The following is a 19,760-nucleotide window of genomic DNA, read 5'->3' as shown; positions in this document are numbered from 1 at the left end:
TGAAACGCGCGTCGCGCAGCGACACGCCGCCACGCTCAGCCGCTCAGAGCCGATTGCGCCCGCGCGGCCCGGTGCAGCGGCGCTGCCTTTCCGGGATAGAGGTTGCCGGAGATGTCCCGCACCGCGTTGCGCAGTTCGTCCAGGAAGGACGGCTGCCCGTTGCGGATGATCGACGGCGTCAGCCCCGTCAGGCTCACCGCCGCGACCAGCGCGCCTTCGGGGTCGAAGACCGGCATGGCGATGGCCGCCAACCCTTCGTAGACATCGTCCACCGCGACCGACCAGCCGTCGCGCCGGACGGCCTCCAGCTCCTCCATCAGCGCCTTCGGGTCGGTCGTGGTGAAGGGCGTCAGCCGAGTCGTGCCGCGCGCCAGCACCCGCGACACCTCGTCCTCGGGCAGATAGGCCAGCAGCACGCGGGGCGCCGCGCCGCAGTTCATCGGCAACTGCCCGCCGACGATCCACCAGCGCACCTCCACCGAGCGGTCGCTGTGGAACTGATCCAGGCAGATGGCCGAGCCGTCGTGGTAGACCGACAGGAACACCGTGCTGCCGGTGGCCTTCGCCAGACGCGACAGGATGGTGGAGGCGATCTGCCGCAGGTCGCGGCGCTCCGGCACGGCGCCGGCCAGCTTCAGGATCTCCAGCCCGAGGCTGTATTTCTGGGTCTGCGGATCGATCACCGCGAAGCCGTCCTGCACCAGCGTCAGCAGGATGCGCCGGGCGGTGCCCTTGTCGAGCTTCGCGGCGCTCGCGACCTCGGTCAGCGAGAGCGACGGCCCCTCCTGGTAGAAGCTGCGGAGCACGGCGAGCGCGCGGGACACGGCGCGGACGCTGAGCCCGTTCTTCTCCGCTCCCGTTTCCACCGCTTGAGTGTCGTCCTGATCGTTGTCCATTCCGCAAAGTCCCCTGATGGATGGCGCAGCCGTCGGGCCGCGAACCGGCCGAGATCATCCCGCTCCGGTAGCATTCTTATCTCTCGTTGCATTGTGCAAGCCCAATGTCGGGTCCAGCCCCCCGGCATCGGCCGCATCCGTGTTGCAGAGTGAAACCATTTTTGCCTGTTGACACCGTCCAAGGCAAATGGTTTCCTTAACGAACAAACAAAACAAACGGCAACGAGGGGAGGCGCATGGCCACCACCGCCCACACCATCTCCCTGGGTGCGTTCACGGTGACGCGGATCGAGGAAATGCTGACGCCCGGCTTCGACCCGGGCTTCCTGTTTCCCGCCTACGAGGAGTCGATCCTCGACGCGAACCCCGATCTCGCCGCCCCGAATTTCCTCGACCCGGCCTCGCGCCGCCTGATGTCGAGCATGCATTCCTGGCTGATCCGCACCGGCGACCACGTCATCCTGATCGACACCGGCTGCGGCAACGGCAAGCACCGCGACACGCCGGGCTTCGAGCGCTTCCACATGCTCGACAAGCCTTACCTCCAGCGCCTCGCCGAAGCCGGCGTGCGGCCCGAGGAGGTGACGCTGGTCATCAACACCCACCTGCACATCGACCATGTCGGCTGGAACACGCAGCTCGTCGACGGCCGCTGGGTGCCGACCTTCCCCAACGCGCGCTACATCTACGGCGCCAAGGAGTTCGCGCATTGGCGCTCGCCGACCGGCGGGCTGGTCACGATGCCGGGCAACGGGCCGGTGATGGACGACAGCGTGATGCCGGTGTGGGAGGCGGGCCAGGTCGAGTTGATCGAGAGCGGCGACCGCATCCTCGACGGGCTGGAGGTGGAGCTGGCCCCCGGCCACACGCCGGGCCAGCTCTTCGTCAAGCTGGAGTCCGACCGCCACGCGGCGGTGTTCACCGGCGACTGCCTGCACCAACCGATGCAGATCGCCCGGCCGAACTGGAACAGCCGCTTCTGCGAGGACCAGGACGAGGCCGTGGCGACCCGTCGCCGCCTGCTGGACTTCGCGGCGGACCGCGAGGCGCTGGTCTTCCCCGCCCATTTCGGCGCGCCGCACACCGGTTTCGTGCGCCGCCGGGGCGAGGATTTCCGCTTCGAGCCGCTGCACGAGCCGGTTTGAGGCCAGGGCTCTTGAGCCCTTCTCCCCTTGAGGGAGAAGGGTTGGGATGAGGGGTATTCGCCGAAGGCGAAGAGATTTGCGCACCCCTCACCCCAACCCCTCTCCCTCAAGGGGAGAGGGGCTTCGAAAAAGCCAGGACCCGCAGCCGTTGGTCCGACACCGAAACATTTCGACATCTGACGCAGAGGCAAGTTCGATGAGCATCGCCGCCCTCGAAGGCTCCGCCACCCTGCTCGACGACCTGCGCGCCGCCCTTGGCGCCGAGGCCGTGCTGCACGACGAGAAGAGCCGCACCTACTACGCCAACGACGTGTTCTGGCAGCCCGGCGTCGCCCCGCTCGCCATCGTCCTGCCGCGCACCGCCGACGAGGCCGCCGCCGCGGTGGCCGCCGCGTCGAAGGCCGGGGTCTCCATCGTGCCGCGCGGCGGCGGGATGTCCTACACCAAGGGCTATTTGCCCAAGCGCCCGGACTCCATCGTCGTCGACGGCCGCAAGCTGAACCGCATCGTCGAGCTGAACGCCGCCGACCAGTACGTGACGGTCGAGACCGGCTGCACCTGGTCGGCGCTGAACGAGGCGCTGGAGGGCACCGGCCTGCGCACCGGCTATTGGGGGCCGCTGTCGGGCATCAACGCCACCATCGGCGGCGCCCTGTCGCAGAACAGCGCCTTCTTCGGCTCCGGCATCCACGGCACGGTGGCCGAAACGGTGCTGGGCGTCACGGTGGTGCTGGCCGACGGCCGCAAGGTCACCACGGGGTCGGGCGGGCGCGTCGGCGCCAAGCCGTTCAACCGCTACGGCGGCCCCGACCTGACGGGGATGTTCCTGGGCGACAACGGGGCGATGGGCGTCAAGGTCTCGGCCACGCTGCGCCTCTACCCGCGCCCCGACAAGGTGGACTTCCTGTCCTTCGGCTTCCAGACCATGCAGGCGATGGCCGCGGCGCAAGTCGAGATGGCGCGCTCGCGCTGCGTCTCGGAAGGCTTCGGCATCGACCGCACCAAGATCGAGCATTCGGCCAGCGTCAACAAGCTGTCGGACGGTCTGAAGACGCTGGGCAACCTCGCCATGGGCGGCAAGTCGCTGTTCCAGGGCGCCAAGGACGCGCTGGGCGTGGCGACCGCCGGCACCGCCTTCCTCAAGGCGCACAACTTCACGCTCCATCTGGTGGTGGAGGGGCGCACCGACGGCGAGCTGCGCCATTCGCTCGACACGCTGCGCGCCATCGGCAAGCGCCACGGCACCGAGATCGAGAACAGCGTGCCCAAGGTGATGCGCTCCAAGCCCTTCGGGCCGGTGCGCGGCATGCTGGGGCGCGACGGCCAGCGCTGGGTTCCCATCCACGCCGTCTTCCCGCTGAGCGACGCGCCCAAGGTGATCGACGCCAACGACGCCTTCTTCGCGGAGAAGCGCGGCTTCATGGAGACCCACGGCATCATCTATTCGGTGATGACGATGACGGTCGGCAACGACTTCTTCCTGGAGCCGGCCTTCTACTGGGACGACGAGATCACCCCGCTGCACGCCGCCAGCCTGGGCGAGGACGTGGTGCGTCCCTGGCGCGACCGTCCGGCCAACCCGGCCACCCGGCAGGCGGTGGCGGAACTCCGCCGCGCCACGCAGGAACTCTACGCCGGCATGGGCGGCATCAGCTGGCAGGTCGCCCGCGACTATCCCTTCCGCGAGATCCTCTCGCCCGAGACCTGGTCGCTGCTGGAGGGCGTCAAGCGCGCCGTCGATCCGCAAGGCCTGATGAACCCCGGCGCGCTCGGCCTCGACTGAGCCCACCGGAACGGAGACCGCACAGCATGGGCTACACCATCACCGAGAAGATCCTGGCGCGCGCGGCGGGGCTCCCCGCCGTCCGCGCCGGCCAGGACATCAAGGCAAAGCCGGACTTCGTCCTCGCCTACGACTTCCCCGGCTACACCGACGTCTACTTCAAGACCATGAAGGAGGATTTCGGCATCGAGCGGGTCGCCGAGCCGGAACGCTTCGGCATCTTCATCGACCACATGGTGCCGACCGCCACCGCCAAGGAAGAGGAGCTGCACATCAACACCCGCACCTGGTGCGCGGAGAACAACGTGCCGCTGTTCGAACGGCGCGGCATCGGCCATCAGGTGGCCTGCGAGGTCGGCTACGCCACGCCGGGCGCCTTCGCCGTCCATTTCGACGGCCATGTCAGCCAGATGGGCACCTTCGGCACGCTCGCCATCGGGCTGCGCCGCAACGTGCTGGAGGCCTTCGTCAGCGACACCGTGTCGCTGCGGGTGCCGCACACCGTGCGGGTGAACCTGCGCGGCTCCCTGCGGCCCGGCGTCATGGCGCGCGACGTGTTCCATCATCTGGTGCGCGTGCTCGGCCCCAGCTCCTGCCGCTTCCAGGTGCTGGAGATCGGCGGGCCGGCGGCGGCGTCGATGAGCACCGAGGGTCTCCAGACCATCACCGGCCTGGCGATGTTCACCGGGGCGCTGACCGCCATCGTCAACCCCGACCCGGTGCGGCTCGACTACGCCCTGCCGCGCGCCCGCAAGAAGCTCGACCCGGTGTCGAGCGACCCGGACGCCGAATACTCGGCGGTCCACGAGATCGACCTGTCGGCGCTGGAGCCCATCGTCGTGGTGCCGCCGACCCCGGCCGACACCCGCGACCTGACCGAGTTCCTCGGGCTGGAGATCCACGCCGGCTATCTCGGGTCCTGCGCGTCCGGCCGGCTGGAGGACATGCGCGTGGCGGCCAAGATCCTCGGCGGGCGTCAGGTGAAGAGCGGCGTCTCGCTGCACATCATCCCGACCAGCCAGGAGCTGATGGCGGCGGCGGCGCGCGAGGGGCTGATCTCCACTTTGGTTGAGGCCGGGGCCTTCGTCTCCTCGCCGAGCTGCGACTACTGCTTCGGCCGCATCGCGACGATGACCGCCAACCAGCGCGCGGTCTCGACCGGGACGCTGAACGTGCGGGGCCGCATGGGCAGCCCGGACTCGGAAATCTACCTGTGCAACGCCGCCGTGGTCGCGGCCTCCGCCATCGAGGGCCGGATCGCCGATCCGCGCCCCTATCTGTGAGGCCCGCCATGGCGCTGAACCCCCTGCGCGGCCGCGTCGCCTACATCTTCGACGAGGTCAACTTCGACGTCGACCAGATCGTCGGCGTCAAGAACATCAAGATCACCGACGTGGAGGAGCTGGCCAAGCTCGCCATGCAGCCCTACGACCCGGATTTCGCCGCCAAGGTGAAGCCCGGCGACCTGCTGGTCGGAGCCGGGAACTTCGGCTACGGCCACCCGCACTACCCGCCGATGAAGGCGATGCGGCACCTCGGCATCACCGGGGTGATCGCGGAGTCCTTCTCGCCCGGCTACTGGCGCGGCGAGATCAGCATGGGCTTCCCGCAGGTGAGCTGCCCCGGAATCCTCGGCTTCGTCCAGCGCTGGGACGAGCTGGAGGTCGACTGGTCGACCCACACCATCCGCAACGTCACCCAGGGGACCGAGATCGCCTTCGAGCCGCCGCCGCAGTCGGACGCCGAGATGATCGAGGCCGGCGGCCTCGTCCCCTACCTCAAACGCCAAGCAACTGAACAACGTCAGCAGAAGGGAAGCGAGCATGTCCAGGGGGCCTGAGTTCCGCAACCGCATTCTCGCGCAGAAGACCGTCTGGTCGGCCGGCGCCTACGACGCGCTGTCGGCCCGCTTCATCGAGCAGGCCGGCTTCGACGCCCTGATGACCTCGGGCTTCGGCGTGTCCGCTTCCTTCCTGGGCCAGCCGGACGCCGAGCTGTACACCATGTCGGAGAACCTGACGGTGGTGCGCAACGTCGTCTCGGCGGTCAAGGTGCCGGTCATCGCCGACATCGACACCGGCTACGGCAACGCCATCAACGTGATGCGCACCATCCGCGAGTTCGAGGCGGCCGGCGTCTCGGCGGTCATCATGGAGGACCAGGTGGCGCCCAAGCGCTGCCCGATCTGCGTCGGCGGGGTCGAGGTGATTCCGATGGACGAGGGCGTCGCCAAGATCAAGGCGGCGGCCGACGCCCGGCGCGACCCCAACATGCTGATCATCGCCCGCACCGACGCGGTGGACCCCGCCGAGGCGATGGCGCGCGGCCGCGCCTATGTCGAGGCCGGCGCCGACATGATCCAGCCGATCAGCAAGTGCTTCAGCTCCATCGACGGCCTGCGCGCGATGCGCGAGGCGGTCGGCGTTCCGCTGTCCCTCCAGCTTCTGGGCTGGCTGGAGCGCGACCTGTCGCCGGCCGAGGTCGAGGAGGTCGCCGGCATGGCGACCTACGCGCTGGTGCCGCTGATGACGGTGGCCTCCGCGCTGAAGGAAAACCTGGCGGCGCTGGCGCAGCGCCGGTCCACCAAGGACCTGCCGCGCCCGACCACCGACCACAACAGCTTCATCGATTTCATCGGCTTCCCGGAAATCGAAGAGCTGCAAAAAAAGTATCTCAAGAGCGCCTGACGGGCGCCGGCCTCATCCCACCGGCTCAACAAAGCGAAAATCAACGGAGGAAACCATGCTCGGAAGGCGCGATCTCATCGCCGCGGCGGCGACCCTGGCCTTGGCCATCCCCTTCGTCGGCCCCTCGGCCGGCGCGCTGGCCCAGCAACCGCCCATTCGCATCGCCCTCATCGGCCCGATGAGCGGAACCGGCGCCTTCGAGGGCCAGCTCGGCCTTGAGGGCGCGCAGGCGGCCGCCGCCATCATCAACGCCAAGGGCGGCGTCGCCGGCCGCAAGCTGGAGCTGCTCAACTACGACGACAAGGGCTCGCCCGAGGACGGCGTCAGCGCCGCCAAGCGCGCCATCGAGCAGGACAACGTCGATTTCATCATCGGCGGCTGGTTCAGCGCCGTGGCGCTGTCGATGAAGGAGGTCACGCGCGACAAGATCATCACCGTGATGACCAGCTCGCAGCACCCCAAGGTCACCGAGGAGGGGCACAAGTACCTGTTCCGCCTCAACGCCACCTCGGCGATGATGTCGAACTTCTACTCCAAGGCGATCTGCGGCCAGATCAAGCCGAAGTCGATCGCCTTCATGAACGTCAACGACGACTGGGGCCGGCTGGAGCTGGACAACTACACCAAGCTGCTCGGCGAGTGCGGCATCGAGATCAAGGGCCACGAGTTCTACAACCGCACCGACACGGACTTCACCACCGCGCTGACCAAGCTGAAGGCGCTGAACCCGGACGCCATCTACGTGGCGGCGATCAACACCTCGCAGGGCGCCACCATCTACCGGCAGGTCCGGCAGACCGGCTTCCGCGGCAAGGTCATCGCGTCGGCCGGCAACATGAACCCCAAGCTGGTCGAGCTGTCCGGCAATTCGCTGGAGAGCGTCTATTCGGCCTCGCCCTTCGTCGAGGACAACGGCCAGCCTTCGATGAAGCCCTGGCTGGCGGAATACCGCAAGTCCTACAAGAACGAGCCCTCCTTCATCGCCGCGCTGGGCGCCCAGGGCGTCGAGCTGATCGCGGCCGGTGTCGCCGGCACCGGCGGGGATCCCCGCGCCTACGACAAGATCGCCGCCTATCTGAAGGCGAACGAGACCCCGACCGTGCTCGGCAACGTCCGCTTCTCCGACCAGGGGCAGGCGACGCAGCCCATCCATCTCGTCCAGGTGAAGAGCAAGCAGATCGTCGCCGTCCGCGACTGACGCCAGCCGGTCCGGCCCCCTTGGACGCTGGTGCCCCTCTCCCCTTGCGGGAGAGGGGTTAGGGGTGAGGGGGAGCCGGCTTCAGCCGGCCGGAAACATACGGTTCCTTTCCGCCTTCGGCGGAATCCCCCTCATCCCAACCCTTCTCCCACAAGGGGAGAAGGGCATATCAGCGCCTCTGCGTCCGGCCCCTCCCCGACAGGAAGGTCAACACCTCCATGGATTTCACCGTCTTCGCCCAGCAGATCGCGAACGGCCTGGTCAACGGGATGGCCTATGTGCTCATCGCCACCGGGCTGACGCTGGTCTTCGGGGTGCTGCGCATCGTGAATTTCGCCCATGGCGAGTTCTACATGCTCGGCGCCTACCTCACCTATTTCGCCGGCACCCTGTTGGGGTTGGACTACATCACCGCCGCCGTGCTCGGCGCCGTGGTGGTGGCGGCGCTTGGCGTCGTCGCCAACAAGCTGATCTTCTGGCCGCTGCGCCGCGACCACGAATTCACCATCCTGCTGTCCAGCCTGGGCCTCGCCCTGCTGATCGCCAACAGCGGCGAGCTGCTGTTCGGCGCCGATCCCAAATACGTCGAGAGCCCGTTCGCCGACGAGATCCTCGACATCGGCACCGTCACCCTGACCCAGCAGCGCGTGCTGGTCTTCGCCGCCGCCGTCGCGGTGCTGGTGGCGGTCTACCTGTTCATCCGCTACTCGCGCTTCGGCAAGATGATGCGGGCCACCGCGCAGAATCCCGACGGCGCGGCGCTGACCGGCATCAACATCGGTCTGGTCCACAGCTACACCTTCGCGCTCGCCTGCGGCCTCGCCGCGCTGTCGGGCGCGCTGGTCGGCCCGACCGTGATGATCTTCCCGACCATCGGCAACTGGGCGGTGCTGAAGGGCTTCATCGTGGTGATCATGGGCGGGCTCGGCAGCGTCACCGGCGCGCTGTTCGCCGGCCTGCTGCTCGGCGTCATCGAATCGCTGGGCGGCGGCTACATTTCCCTCGGCTTCATGGAGGCGATCGGCTACGCGATGATCATCGCGGTCCTGCTGTGGCGCCCCAACGGCCTGTTCAGCACGGCAAGGGGGCTGCGATGAACGCCAAACACATCAGCCTCGCGGGCGGCGTCCTGCTGCTCGGAATCCTGCCCTTCCTGGCCGGGAACGCCTATCTGGAGCATCTGCTGGTGCTGTGGATGCTGTACGCGCTGCTGGCGCTCAGCCTCAACATCATCATCGGCTATCTGGGCGAGCTGTCCTTCGGCCACGCCGCCTTCGTCGGCGTCGGCGCCTACACCTCGGCCATCCTCTCCACCCAGCTCGGCCTGCCGCCGCTGATCGGCCTGCCGCTGGCCGGGCTCGTCGCGGCGCTGTTCGGTCTGGTGATCGGCTACGCGGCGCTGCGCGTCGTCGGGCCGCAATTCGCCATCCTGACGCTGGGCTTCGGGTCGATCCTCTACACCGTCACCAACCACTGGGTGGACGTGACGCGCGGGCCGATGGGCATCTCGAACATCCCGCCGCTGTCGCTCGGCCCCGTCACCTTCACCGACGCGCGCGAGACCTATTACCTCGTCCTCGGGCTGGTGCTGGTCGTCGCCTTCCTGTGCCACGCGCTGGTCAACAGCCGCACCGGGCGCGCCTTCATCGCCGTGCGCGAGAACGCGCCGCTCGCCGCCTCGCTGGGCGTGAACGTCTTCCACACCAAGCTGCTGGGCTTCGTCGTGGCGACCGCCATCGCCGGCGTCGGCGGCGCCATCTACGCCCACTACATCAAGGTCATCACCCCCGACATCATGGGCGTCCACAACGTCGCCGCCCTGATCATCGTGGTGGTGGTCGGCGGGCGCGGCACCATCGTCGGGCCGATCCTGGGCGCGCTGGTCTACATCGGCCTGCTGGAATCGCTGCGCGTCGCAGGTCCCCTGCGCATGGTGGTCTTCGCCGCGCTGCTGACCGGGACCGTGGTCTTCCTGCCGGGCGGGCTGGTCAGCCTGTGGCAGCGCTGGCGCGGCAACCACAAGGCCGAGAACAACGCCACCGCGACGACCGCGCCGACCACCCTGCCCAACGCCGAGGGAGGCGCCAAATGAACGCGGAGATCCTCTCGGTCACCGGCCTGACCCGCATCTTCGGCGGTCTGACGGCGGTGCGCGACGTGAACATGACGGTCCACGCGGGCGAGGTCGTCGGGCTGATCGGGCCGAACGGCGCCGGCAAGACGACGCTGTTCAACATGCTGGGCGGGTCGCTGCCGCCGTCCTCGGGCCGCATCCGCTTCGACGGCGCCGACTGCACGGGCGAGCCCTCGCACGTCATGGGACAGCGCGGCGTGTCGCGCACCTTCCAGATCACCAGCGTCTTCCCCAGCCTCAGCGCGCTCGACAACGTGCGCAGCGCCGCCTACCGCACGACCAAGGCCGGCTGGGGCGCCTCGGTGTTCCGCACCGCCGCCTACCGTCGGGAAGAGGCCGACCTGCACCGCCGGTCGATGGAGACGCTGGCCTTCTGCGACCTCGACCACCGGGCCGACATCCTGGCCGACGCGCTGTCCTACGGCGAGCAGCGCCGGCTGGAGATCGCCATCGCGCTGGCCGCCCAGCCCCGCCTGCTGCTGCTCGACGAGCCGGCCGCCGGCATGAACCCGGAGGAGGGCCAGCGGCTGGTCGAGATGATCCGCCGCATCCGGGCGAGCGGCGTCACCGTGCTGCTGGTGGAGCACCACATGCGCGTCGTCGCCGCCGTCTGCGACCGGCTGTTCGTGCTCGACCACGGGGTGAAGATCGCCGAGGGGCCGCCGGCCCAGGTGCTCAACGACCCCGAGGTGATCCGCGTGTATCTGGGACGGGAGACGGTCGATGCTTAAGGTCGAGAACCTGCAGGTCAGCTACGGCCACCGCGAGGCGGTGCACAACGTGTCGCTGCGGGTCGAGGAGGGCGAGATCGTCACGCTGGTCGGCTCCAACGGCGCCGGCAAGACGACGACGCTGAAGGCGATCTCCGGCCTGCTGCGCGCGTCGGGCGGCACCGTCAGCTTCGACGGCGAGCGCATCGACCGGCTGGCTCCGCACCAGGTGATCGAGCGCGGCGTCGTCCACGTCCCGGAAGGCCGCCTGCTCTTCCCGGAGATGACGGTGCTGGAGCATCTGGAGCTGGGCGCCCTGCGCGGACGCCCCGGCTCCATGGGCTTCGCCGAGCGGCTGCGCTGGGTCTACGACCTGTTCCCGGTGCTGGCCGAACGCCACGCCCAGAAGGCCGGCACCATGAGCGGCGGGCAGCAGCAGATGGTGGCGATCGCGCGCGGCCTGATGGCCAACCCGAAATGCCTGATGCTGGACGAGCCGTCGCTGGGTCTGGCGCCGATCATGGTCGACACGCTGGCCGACACCATCAAGAGCCTGCACGCCTCGGGCATCACCGTGCTGCTGGTCGAGCAGCGGGTCGATCTGGCCCTGCGTCTGGCCGACCGCGCCTATGTGCTGGAGACCGGCCGCGTCGTGATGGAGGAGGCGGCCCACACCCTGCTGGCCGACCCGCGCATCAAGACCGCCTATCTGGGCCTGTGACGCGATGGACATGGCTGTGAACGACGACTTCGTCGCGCGGGTGCGGGCCGTCGTCGGGAGCGGCCATGTCCTGACCGGCCCCGGCGACACCGAGCCCTACGTCGCCGACTGGCGCGGGCGCTACCGGGGGGCGGCGCTCTGCGTCGCCCGCCCGGCCGACACGGCGGAGGTGGCGGCGCTGGTCCGCCTCTGCGCCGAGCGGCGGGTTCCCCTGGTGCCGCAGGGCGGCAACACCGGCGTCTGCGGCGGCGCCATCCCGGACGGGTCGGGCTCGGCGCTGGTGCTGTGCCTGACGCGGATGAACCGGATCCGGAACCTCGACCGGCACAGCGACGCGATCACCGTGGACGCCGGCTGCACGCTGGCCGAGGTGCAGCGCGCCGCCGAGGAGGCCGACCGGCTGTTCCCGATGAGTCTCGGCAGCGAAGGCACCTGCCAGATCGGCGGCAACATCGCCACCAACGCCGGGGGCACCGCCGTGCTGCGCTACGGCCCGATGCGCGACCTCGTGCTCGGGCTGGAGGTGGTGCTGGCCGACGGCACGGTGTGGAGCGGGCTGCGCCCCCTGCGCAAGGACAACACCGGCTACGCCCTGAAACACCTGTTCATCGGCGCGGAGGGCACGCTGGGGATCATCACCGGCGCCACGCTGAAGCTGTTCCCGGCGCCCCGGAGCGCCGGCACCGCGCTTCTCGCCCTGCCCGACCTCGACGCCGCGCTGGAGGTCTTCGCCCGCCTGCGGTCCGCGCTCGGCGACCGGGTGACGACGGCGGAGATCCTGTCGGAAAGCCAGCTCGCCGCCGTGCTGGCCCATGTGCCGGACACCGTCCGTCCGCTGGAGACCCGCGCGCCCTGGTACCTGCTGGTCGAGGTGACCGACACGCTGGCCACCGACGCCCTCGCCGACATGCTGGAGGAGACGCTGGCCGGCGCGCTGGAGGACGGCACCGCCGCCGACGCCGTCATCGCCCGCAGCGGCGCCCAGGCCGCCGCCCTGTGGAAGCTGCGCCACAGCGTGTCGGAGGCCAACCGCAAGAGCGGCGTCGTCATCGGCCACGACACGGCGGTGCCCATTTCCCAAATCCCCGGCTTCGTCGCCCGCGCCACGGCGGCGGTGGAGGCGATCCGGCCCGACGCCCGCGTCGTCGCGGTCGGCCACATCGGCGACGGCAACGTGCATCTCGTGGTGATCCTGCCCGAGGCGCTGCGGACGTCCGGCGAGCCCCTGGATCCCATCATCCGCGCGGTCAACGCCGCCGTCCTCGACATCTCCATCGAACTCGGCGGCACCATCAGCGCCGAGCACGGCATCGGCCAGAGCATCCGCGGCCAGCTCGCCGCCTTCAAGGGGCCGGTCGAGATGGGGCTGATGCAGGGGATCAAACGGCTGTTCGACCCGCTGGGAATCCTGAATCCGGGGAAGGTGCTTTGAACAGGAGGCTGGGGACGCAACTCCGTTTGCCCCCTCCCCATCCCTCCCCCGCTGCGCGGGAGAGGGGGTCGGCCCCTTGTCGGCGTTCGGCGGAGTTCCCTCTCCCGCCAAAGGCGGGGGAGGGTTAGGGAGGGGGCAACGGTGGCCGCACCCCACACACGACTCCCCCCTCACGCCGCCATGGTCTGCGCCGGCGCCTCCGGCAGCGCCGGGACCGCCGGCCGCGCCTTCGGCACCGACACCCGCGCGATGCAGCCTTGCCGAGTATCGAAGGTCAGCGTTCCGCCGATCTGCCGCACCAGCCCGTTCACCAGCGTGGTGCCGATGCCGCCGGTCGGCAGGCCGCCGGCGCAGCCGATGCCGTCGTCGCTCACCTCCATCACCAGCGCGTCGGGACCGTCGTGCAGCGTGATCGTCACGGTCCCGCCGCGCCCCTCGGGAAAGGCGTGTTTCAGACTGTTCGTCATCAGCTCGTTGGCGATCAGGCCGAACGGCAGGGCGAGTTCCAGCGAGCAGGTCGCCGGAGCGGCCTCGACGCGCAGCGCGACGGCCTCGTTGGGGCGCAGATCCGACAGCGCCTCGCAAAGATGGAGCAAATGCTCTCCCAGGTCGATCCGGGCGAAATCGCCGGACATGTAGAGCTGCTCGTGCAGCCGTCCCATCGAGGTGATGCGCCGCGCCACCGCCTCCATCCGCGCGCGCCCCCGCTCCTCCTTGGGGAGCTGGCGGACCTCGACCATCATCAGGCCGTAGATGACCTGGAGGTTGTTCTTCACCCGGTGGTGGATCTCGTGGAGGAGGATGGTCTTCTCGCCGAGCGAGTCCTTCAGCCGCCGCTCACCCTCGCGGATCTCGTCGAGATAGGCCCGCATCGCGTCGGACAGCGTGTCGATTTCCGCGTAATGCCCGGTCGCCGGCAAGGCGGGGCGCCCGCCCGTGGCGCCCGCCTCCCTCACCGCCCGCGCCATGGCGCGCAACGGGGCGGAGATCCAGCCCGCCAGCAGATAGCCGACCAGCACGGCCAGCAGGCTGGCGGCGGCGCCCCAGGCGATCACCCGGTTGCGCATCTCCCGCACCGGCGCCAGCGCCAGCGTCGCCGGCTCCCGCAGCACCACCTTCCACGCCAGCCCCGGATAGCCCCGGTAGCCCTGGGTCGCGGCGGTGCTGGTCAGATAGCCGACGCCGTCGGGCCAGGTCCGGATGGCGGCGGAGTCCGCGACCGTCGCCGACACGGCGCCGATGCGCTGCCCGATCAGCTCCTTGGGTCCGAGGATCACGGTGTCGTCGCCGGCCAGGATCATCGCCTCGACATGCCGGGCCTTGTCGACCTGCCCCAGCACCGAGCGCTCGACCTCCATCGCCCAGTCCCAACTGAGATGGGCCGCGATCACGCCGAGCAGCGTGCCGTCCTCCGCGTGCACCGGCGCGGCCAGATCCACGAAGCGCGGCGGCTCCGCCCGGTTGGCGTAGAGCAGCTTGCCCAGCACGATGGCGTCGTGGACGTCGCCCACATAGGGCCGCTCCAGCCCCTGTTTCCACCAGCCCCGCGCGTTCACGTCCATGCCTTCCAGCACGCGGTCGGTGGCGACCTGGAGGATGCCGTTGGGCTCGATGAAGCCGATCCAGGCGTAATCCGTGTAGGTGTCCTTCAACCGCTGGACCACGGCCCGCCGGGAATCGCGCGAGGCGTCCGGCGAGCGGACGCTGTCCAGGCTGGTCGCGACCAGCAGGTCGCGGTAGCGCTCGAACATGCCGCGGTCGAGCTTGTCGGCCACCTGATCGGCGTATTGGTGGAGCTGGTCGCCGATGACGCCCTGCATGCGCCCGCCGGCCTCGGCGTTGAGCAGCACCGCCGTCCCGACCGTGAAGACCAGTCCCACGCCGCCCAGGCAGGCGGCGAGCATCGTCCTCAAACTCACGCTCACGGCGCCATCCTTGTCGGAACACGGGATACGAAGGGCACGGGCACGATCATTGAAGCGGCGATCCCACATTCCTTTCATGGACTCAACCGGCGGGCGCTATGACTGCGACACACTTGCCTCTACCCACCCGCCTGGCTACATGACACTTTCAATCGAAGGACGCGGCGCCCCGGCCGTCGCCTCACGTTCCAACGTTCGGGCTGGAAAGGCAAGCATGGGCGCTCCACACATCCTTCTGGTCGACGACGAAGTCCTCGCCATCATGGCCCTGGAACAGTTGCTCATTGATGAAGGCTTCCGCGTCACCACGGCCTTCGACGGGAAGGAAGCGCTCGATCTCTGGGGGCAGGACCGCTTCGACGCGCTGGTGACGGACATCCGGATGCCGGTGATGACGGGCGACGAGCTGGCCCGCCGCGTGCGCGGGGAAAAGCCGGGCCTGCCGGTGGTGATCGCCAGCGGCTACGCGACCGGCGACGTGACGCAACGGTTGCGGGCGACGATCCCGGAGCCGCTGGCCGTGCTGGCGAAGCCGATCCGGGTCGAGGACGTCGTGGGCGCGCTGAAACGGATGCTGCCGGCCGGCCAATAGGCGCTTCGGCCCGGTCGGGAACCCGTCGGGAACGGCCCGCCGGGAACAAAACGGGCGGCGGGTGCCGCCCCGGCGGCGCTCTTTCGTGGCGCTCCAAACAATGCGTCACCCGTAAGATGCGGGAATGCGGGGAAATCCCAAAATTCCAGGCAATTCGGCCTACTCCTTCCGTCTTAGAAAAGGCCATATGTCTGAGCGGGACGGCCGAAGCCGCCATAGGGACTAGCGTTCTTTGCCGAGCTTTCCTGCACCATCAGCGTGTTTTATTCGGGCTGCCCACGAATTATCTTTGGATTGCACGAACGAACACCGCGCCTGACCCCTCCGGCAGGACCGCTCACCTCTTCAGCACGGATAACCGATCATGACCAGTGTGACCACGTTCCTCGTCGATCCGAACCGTCTGTTCCGCGAAGGGATGAAGCGCCTGTTCGACGGCTCGCGCTTCGACGTGATCGGCGAAGCCGCCGCGATCCGTGACAGCGCGTCCTCGGAAGCCCAGCTGGTGCTGATCGACCCGGCCCTGTCCGAGATCGCCGCCGAGACCTTCCACGCCCTGCGCGAGGCGCACCCCAAGGCCCGTCTGGTCGTGCTGACCGGCGAGTTGGACGCCCAGCGTCTGGCCGCCGCGCTGCGGGCCGGCGCCGACGGCTACCTGCGCAAGGACATCGCCAGCGAATCCCTGATGCAGTCGCTGACCCTGGTGATGATGGGCGAGAAGGTGTTCCCGACCGAACTCGCCGCCCTGCTGATCGCCGGCCAGGGCGAGACCATGATCACCAGCCAGCCGACCCAGCGCAAGGGCCTGTCCCAGCGCGAAACCCAGATCCTGCGCTGCCTGCTGAACGGCAACAGCAACAAGATGATCGCCAACCACCTGGGCATCACCGAAGCGACGGTGAAGGTCCACCTGAAGAGCCTGCTGCGCAAGATCAACGCCAGCAACCGCACCCAGGCGGCGATCTGGGCGATGAACAACGGCGTCGGCGACGAAGCCTCCGCGTCGGTCCCCGCCATGGTCTGAACGCTCAAGGGAGCGGCCCCCTCGGGGGGCCCGACCGCCCGAAGGCGGGGAGAGTCCATCGTTCGTCACCGCTTCCCAAGGACGCCGCGCGCATGACGCTCCCCTCTCCTTCCTCGTCCTTCCCGTCGATGGTTCCGGCGAACGGCATCGCCCTCGATCCGAAGGACAAGCCGCGCCTGCATCGGCTGCTGTCGGACTGGTCGGACGACCAACTGCGCCACGCCATCGCCGTGAACCGCGACCTCATCGACGCGGCCCACACCAACGAAGACATCGGCCCCTTGTTTCGCGGCACCGTCCTGATGCGCCGGATCCTCAAGGACCGCATGCCGGCCGGTTGACCTGTTTTCAGATGATGCCGCCGTTGACGCGCAGGGTCTGGCCGTTGACCCAGGCGCCGTCCGGCCCGGCCAGGAAGGCGACGGCGCTGGCGATGTCCAACGGCTTGCCCAGACGCTCCAGCGGGGCGAGCTTGGCCAGCCGCTCCACAAGCTCCGGCGACTTGCCGTTCAGGAACAGGTCGGTCGCGGTCGGACCGGGAGCGATGGCGTTGACGGTGATCGAGCGTCCACGCAGTTCCTTGGCCAGCACGGAGGTCATCGCCTCGACCGCCGCCTTGGTCGCGGCGTAGGCGCCGTAGCCCGGTTGCAGCATCCCGACGACGCTGGACGAGAAGTTCACGATCCGCCCGCCGTCGCGCAGGCGGCGCGCGGCCTCGCGCAGGGTGTTGAAGCTGCCCTTGAGGTTGACCGCGACCAGCCGGTCGAATCCGGCGTCGTCCAGCTCGGCGATGGGGGACAGCGCCATGATACCGGCGTTGTTGATCAGCGCGTCCACCCCGCCGAACGCCGCCTCGGCCGCGTCGAACAGGCGGCGGACCGCCCCGGCGTCGCTCACGTCGGCCTGGGCGGTCAGGGCGCGGCCGCCCCGGCCCTCGATCCCCGCCGCCACCGCCTCCGCCGCCCCGGCGCTGCCGGAATAGTTGACGACCACCGCGAAGCCGTCCGCCGCCAGCCGCTCCGCGACGGCGGCGCCGATGCCGCGCGAGGCGCCCGTCACGATCGCCACCTTGCCGCCCAACTCGCCGTTGTCCGTGCTCATGCTCCATCTCCTTCGGTTCATGGGGAGGGGCGGAGACGCAAGTCCGGCCGCCCGCCGCCGACGATCCAGAGATAGAGCTTTCCACCGGCCGGATAATCCCCGCCGATCCGGCCTCCCGATCCAAATTCGTTCATCGACCCGGTGGCGGGGGATTGCCGGCCGGCGGGCCGCCTACACCGGGCGGTCGCCCAGCACGGTGGCGCGGTGCATCAGCCGGCTGTGCGGCAGGTAGTCATTCACGGCGTAATGCTGGGTCGACCGGTTGTCCCACAGCGCCAGATCGTCCGGCTTCCACTGCCAGCGCACGGTGAATTCCGGACGGGCGACGTGGTCGAACAGGATGCGCAGGATGCCGTCGCTTTCCCGTGGGCTGAGGCCGAGGATCGCCGCCGTGAAGTTCTCGTTCACGAACAGGGCCTTGCGGCCGTTCACCGGGTGGGTGCGGACCACGGGATGGGTGCGCGCCGGGTTCTTCGCCCGCGCCTCCAGCCAGCGTTCGCGGATTCCCGGCTTGTCGTGGCGCCATTCCGGGAAGGACCGGGTGAAGTCGTGCACCGCGTGCAGCGGCTCCAGCAGGCGGCGCAGCGGCTCCGACAGCGCCTCGTAGGCGGCGAAGGCGCTGCTCCACACGGTGTCGCCCCCGCTGGGCGGGACTTTCTTGGCCGACAGCGCGACGATGGCCGGCGGCGCCTCCACGAAGGTCACGTCGGTGTGCCAGACGTCGTTGTCGGTCGGGTTGTGCGGCCCGGTGTCGAGCACCATGATTTCCGGAAAATCCGGCACGCTGGGATAGACCGGGTGGACGTGCAGCGGCCCGAAGCCGGCGGCGAAGGCGCGCTGCTGCGCGGGCGTCAGCGGCTGGTTCTCGAAGAACAGCACCTGATGGCGCACCAGCAGCGCCGCCAGTTCGGCGGCGGTCTCCGCCGTCAGCGGGCGGGCGAGGTCGATCCCGCCCACGCGGGCGCCGATGGTCGGGCCGAGGGGGGTGGCGGTCAGGACGGGAAGCGCAACGTCGGGCATGGGAGGTCTCGGGGTCTTCGTGTCGGTGGAAAGGGCCGCGACGGGGCCGGGCGGCGCGCCTCGGCCCGCATCGTCAGGCGTCGTCAGGCTTCGGCGAGCGCCTGTTCGAGATCGGCGATGATGTCGTCGGGATGCTCGATGCCGATGGACAGGCGGACGTAGCCGGGGGTCACGCCGCTGGCGAGCTGGTCTTCCGGCGACAACTGGGAATGGGTCGTGGTGGCCGGGTGGATGGCCAGCGACCGGGCGTCGCCGATGTTGGCGACGTGGTAGAGCAGCTTCAGCCCGTCGATGAAGCGCCGCCCCGCCTCGGCCCCGCCCGTCAGCTCGAAGCCGACCAGCCCGCCGTAGCCGCCTTTCAGATAGGTGTCGGCGCGGCGCCGGTTCTCGCCGGTCTGCAAACCGGGGAAGATCACCGCCGACACCTTCGGATGGGCCTTCAGATAGTCGGCGACCTTGATGGCGTTCGCGTTGTGCTGGCGGAGGCGCAGCGGCAGCGTCTCCAACCCCTGGATCAGCTGGAAGGCGGAGGACGGACTCAACGCCGCCCCGGTGTCGCGCAGCAGCGTGACGCGGGCGCGCAGCACATAGGCGATGGGGCCGAGCGGCTTGGCCGCCTCCGTCCACACCGCGCCGTGGTAGCTGGGATCGGGCTTGGTCAGCAGCGGGAAGCGGTCGGCGTGGTCCTCCCACGGGAAATTGCCGCCGTCGATGATGACGCCGCCGATGGTGGTGCCGTGGCCGCCGATGTACTTCGTCGCCGAATAGATCGTCACCGCCGCGCCGTGCTCGAAGGGCCGGACGATCAGCGGGGCCGCCGTGTTGTCGACGATCAGCGGCACGCCCAGCCAGCGGCCGATCTCGGCGACCTCGCGGATCGGGAAGACGTTCAGCTTCGGGTTGGGCAGGGTTTCCGCGTAGTAGGCGCGGGTGCGGTCGTCGGTGGCGCGGCGGAAATTCTCCGGATCGGACGGATCGACGAAGCGCGCCTCGATCCCGATCTGCTTGAGCGTGTTGGCGAACAGGTTCCAGGTGCCGCCGTAGAGGTCGGTCGAGGTGACGATGTTGTCGCCGGCCTGCGCCAGGTTCAGCACCGAGTAGAAGGACGCCGCCTGACCCGAGGCCACCGCCAGCGCCGCCGCCCCGCCTTCCAGCGCGGCCAGCCGTTGTTCCAGCGCGTCCACCGTCGGGTTGGTGACGCGGGTGTAGATGGGGCCGAGTTCCTCCAGCGCGAATAGGCGCTGGGCGTGGGCGGTGTCCTGGAACTGGAAGGAGGTCGTCTGGTGGATCGGCACGGCGACGGAGCCGGTGACGGGATCGGCGCGATGGCCGCCGCCATGCACGGCGAGCGTCTCGAAATGGGGCGAACGGTCGGTCATGAGGGATCCTCGT

19 protein-coding genes are annotated in these 19,760 nt (G+C 69.2%); 14 read left to right on the top strand and 5 right to left on the bottom strand.

Annotated elements, in window-relative coordinates:
- Positions 1-35: 35 nt before the first annotated feature.
- Complete coding sequence (locus EJ913_RS15215; RefSeq protein WP_126999305.1) at positions 36-896, bottom strand: IclR family transcriptional regulator; 861 nt, start codon at positions 894-896, stop codon at positions 36-38.
- Between the two features lie 236 nt (positions 897-1,132).
- Between EJ913_RS15215 and EJ913_RS15210 the strand changes: the two genes are divergently transcribed.
- From EJ913_RS15210 to EJ913_RS15160, 11 genes are all read left to right on the top strand, one after another.
- Entirely contained in the window at positions 1,133-2,041 is a 909-nt protein-coding gene (locus EJ913_RS15210; RefSeq protein ID WP_126999303.1) for an MBL fold metallo-hydrolase, read from the top strand.
- A 196-nt stretch (positions 2,042-2,237) separates the two neighbouring features.
- Positions 2,238-3,824 (top strand): FAD-binding oxidoreductase, encoded by a 1,587-nt coding sequence (locus tag EJ913_RS15205; protein WP_126999301.1) that lies wholly within the window; start codon positions 2,238-2,240, stop codon positions 3,822-3,824.
- Positions 3,825-3,850: 26 nt separating this feature from the next.
- The gene (locus EJ913_RS15200) at positions 3,851-5,107 is read left to right on the top strand and encodes a 3-isopropylmalate dehydratase large subunit (protein WP_126999299.1); all 1,257 of its coding nucleotides are present in this window, start codon (positions 3,851-3,853) and stop codon (positions 5,105-5,107) included.
- A gap of 8 nt (positions 5,108-5,115) precedes the next feature.
- Positions 5,116-5,664, top strand: a complete 549-nt coding sequence (locus tag EJ913_RS15195; protein WP_126999297.1) for a 3-isopropylmalate dehydratase small subunit — start codon at positions 5,116-5,118, stop codon at positions 5,662-5,664.
- On the top strand, positions 5,648-6,511 hold the full coding sequence (locus EJ913_RS15190) for an isocitrate lyase/PEP mutase family protein (RefSeq protein WP_126999295.1): 864 nt from the start codon (positions 5,648-5,650) through the stop codon (positions 6,509-6,511). The genes EJ913_RS15195 and EJ913_RS15190 overlap by 17 nt, the downstream gene beginning before the upstream one ends.
- 55 nt (positions 6,512-6,566) lie before the next feature.
- Complete coding sequence (locus EJ913_RS15185) at positions 6,567-7,709, top strand: ABC transporter substrate-binding protein (RefSeq protein WP_126999293.1); 1,143 nt, start codon at positions 6,567-6,569, stop codon at positions 7,707-7,709.
- Between the two features lie 218 nt (positions 7,710-7,927).
- The gene (locus tag EJ913_RS15180) at positions 7,928-8,806 is read left to right on the top strand and encodes a branched-chain amino acid ABC transporter permease (RefSeq protein WP_126999291.1); all 879 of its coding nucleotides are present in this window, start codon (positions 7,928-7,930) and stop codon (positions 8,804-8,806) included.
- Complete coding sequence (locus EJ913_RS15175) at positions 8,803-9,801, top strand: branched-chain amino acid ABC transporter permease (RefSeq protein WP_126999289.1); 999 nt, start codon at positions 8,803-8,805, stop codon at positions 9,799-9,801. Before EJ913_RS15180 ends, EJ913_RS15175 begins: the two co-directional genes overlap by 4 nt.
- Complete coding sequence (locus EJ913_RS15170) at positions 9,798-10,574, top strand: ABC transporter ATP-binding protein (RefSeq protein WP_126999287.1); 777 nt, start codon at positions 9,798-9,800, stop codon at positions 10,572-10,574. The genes EJ913_RS15175 and EJ913_RS15170 overlap by 4 nt, the downstream gene beginning before the upstream one ends.
- Entirely contained in the window at positions 10,567-11,274 is a 708-nt protein-coding gene (locus EJ913_RS15165) for an ABC transporter ATP-binding protein (RefSeq protein WP_126999285.1), read from the top strand. Before EJ913_RS15170 ends, EJ913_RS15165 begins: the two co-directional genes overlap by 8 nt.
- Before the next feature lie 10 nt (positions 11,275-11,284).
- On the top strand, positions 11,285-12,706 hold the full coding sequence (locus EJ913_RS15160; protein WP_211098961.1) for an FAD-binding oxidoreductase: 1,422 nt from the start codon (positions 11,285-11,287) through the stop codon (positions 12,704-12,706).
- 170 nt (positions 12,707-12,876) lie between these two features.
- Here EJ913_RS15160 and EJ913_RS15155 read toward each other — a convergent pair whose 3' ends face one another.
- A complete protein-coding gene (locus tag EJ913_RS15155; RefSeq protein WP_244939366.1) occupies positions 12,877-14,631 on the bottom strand; it encodes a sensor histidine kinase in 1,755 nt (584 codons plus the stop codon).
- Positions 14,632-14,845: 214 nt separating this feature from the next.
- On the opposite strand from EJ913_RS15155, the gene EJ913_RS15150 reads away from it, so the two are divergent.
- From EJ913_RS15150 to EJ913_RS15140, 3 genes are all read left to right on the top strand, one after another.
- Positions 14,846-15,223 carry a response regulator gene (locus EJ913_RS15150; protein WP_126999283.1) on the top strand — a complete coding sequence of 126 codons (378 nt, stop codon included), beginning with the start codon at positions 14,846-14,848 and terminating at the stop codon, positions 15,221-15,223.
- Positions 15,224-15,587: 364 nt separating this feature from the next.
- Positions 15,588-16,247 carry a LuxR C-terminal-related transcriptional regulator gene (locus EJ913_RS15145; protein ID WP_126999281.1) on the top strand — a complete coding sequence of 220 codons (660 nt, stop codon included), beginning with the start codon at positions 15,588-15,590 and terminating at the stop codon, positions 16,245-16,247.
- 92 nt (positions 16,248-16,339) lie between these two features.
- Positions 16,340-16,588, top strand: a complete 249-nt coding sequence (locus EJ913_RS15140; RefSeq protein WP_126999279.1) for a hypothetical protein — start codon at positions 16,340-16,342, stop codon at positions 16,586-16,588.
- Between the two features lie 7 nt (positions 16,589-16,595).
- On the opposite strand, the gene EJ913_RS15135 is transcribed toward EJ913_RS15140, so the two are convergent.
- The 3 genes from EJ913_RS15135 to EJ913_RS15125 form a co-directional block, all read right to left on the bottom strand.
- Positions 16,596-17,348, bottom strand: coding sequence for an SDR family oxidoreductase (locus EJ913_RS15135; protein WP_126999277.1), 753 nt, complete (start codon positions 17,346-17,348; stop codon positions 16,596-16,598).
- 171 nt (positions 17,349-17,519) lie between these two features.
- Positions 17,520-18,368: a taurine dioxygenase gene (tauD, locus tag EJ913_RS15130; RefSeq protein WP_126999275.1), complete on the bottom strand. Its 849-nt coding sequence runs from the start codon at positions 18,366-18,368 to the stop codon at positions 17,520-17,522.
- 83 nt (positions 18,369-18,451) lie between these two features.
- Positions 18,452-19,747: an O-acetylhomoserine aminocarboxypropyltransferase/cysteine synthase family protein gene (locus EJ913_RS15125; protein ID WP_126999273.1), complete on the bottom strand. Its 1,296-nt coding sequence runs from the start codon at positions 19,745-19,747 to the stop codon at positions 18,452-18,454.
- Positions 19,748-19,760 lie beyond the last annotated feature (13 nt).

The sequence above is a fragment of the Azospirillum doebereinerae genome (assembly GCF_003989665.1).
Taxonomy (GTDB): Bacteria; Pseudomonadota; Alphaproteobacteria; order Azospirillales; family Azospirillaceae; genus Azospirillum; species Azospirillum doebereinerae.
The sequence above is the reverse complement of the archived record's forward strand: the minus strand, read 5'-3'. Positions and strand labels throughout refer to the sequence as shown.